General features: G+C 59.9%; 1 protein-coding gene. It reads left to right on the forward strand.

All coding sequences use genetic code 11. The features are described 5' to 3' along the window. Nucleotides 1-94: 94 nt before the first annotated feature. Nucleotides 95-1,043, forward strand: a protein-coding gene (locus PMI09_RS30185) for an IS630 family transposase (protein WP_085990674.1) whose coding sequence is annotated in 2 segments (ribosomal slippage) — nucleotides 95-430 and nucleotides 432-1,043 — 948 coding nt in all. Because the reading frame shifts where the segments join, the coding sequence is not laid out codon by codon here. The last annotated feature ends 9 nt before the right edge of the window (nucleotides 1,044-1,052 follow it).

Below are 1,052 nucleotides of genomic sequence, written 5' to 3' on the forward strand. Positions count from 1 at the left end.
CTAGAGCGGATCATTGCTTATCGGAATCGGTGCGGGATTCCCAAATCAGCAGATTTGTGATTCATCATGGATGCTGGAATGGAGGCCAGCATCTATGACGCGACCCTATTCGAATGATCTTCGCGAGCGAGTCGTCGCAGCGGTTGTGGACGGTCAGAGCTGCCGGGTGGTGGCGGAGCGGTTCGACATAGCTGTCTCATCCGTGGTGAAGTGGTCGCAGCGTTATCGGGCCACCGGCAGTGTGTCGCCTGGCAAGATGGGCGGCCATCGCCGACGTGTGCTGGAGCCGCACCGCGCCTTTATCGTCGAGCAGATCGAGCAGACATCACATCTGACGCTACATCGGCTGAAGGATGAGTTAGCCGCCCGCGGCGTGACCGTCTCCCACAATGCCATCTGGCAGTTCATGCGCCGCGAGGGCTTGAGCTTTAAAAAAAACGCTGTTCGCCCTTGAGCAGGGCCGTGCCGACATTGCCCGGCGCAGAGCCCGCTGGAAAGCCTGGCAAGACCGCTTCGATCCGAAGCGGCTCGTCTTTATCGACGAGACCTGGATCCGCACCAACATGGCGCCGTTACGCGGCTGGGGGCCGAGGGGCAAAAGATTGCGCGGCTTTGCCCCGCACGGCCGCTGGCGCACCCTGACCTTCCTCGGCGCCCTACGCTGCGACAAGCTCACTGCGCCCTGCGTCTTCGACGGTCCCATCAATGGCGAATGCTTCAGCGCCTATGTCCGCCAGCAGTTGATCCCGACCCTCAAGCCTGGCGACATCGTCATCCTCGACAATCTTGGCTCTCACAAAGCCAAGGCCATCCGCGATGCCATCAGGGCTGTCGGCGCCAGACTCTGGTTTCTGCCGAAATATTCCCCCGACCTTAATCCGATCGAGCAGGCCTTCGCCAAGATCAAGCACTGGATGCGCCAGGCCCAAAAGCGAACCATCGAGGAAACCTGGCGCCATCTGGGCTTACTCGCCGACACCATCAAGCCAGAGGAATGCGCCAACTACTTCTCAAATGCTGGATACGCTTCCGTCAAAACATGAAAGGCTCTA

This window comes from Rhizobium sp. CF122, assembly GCF_000282035.1.
Lineage (GTDB): Bacteria > Pseudomonadota > Alphaproteobacteria > Rhizobiales > Rhizobiaceae > Rhizobium.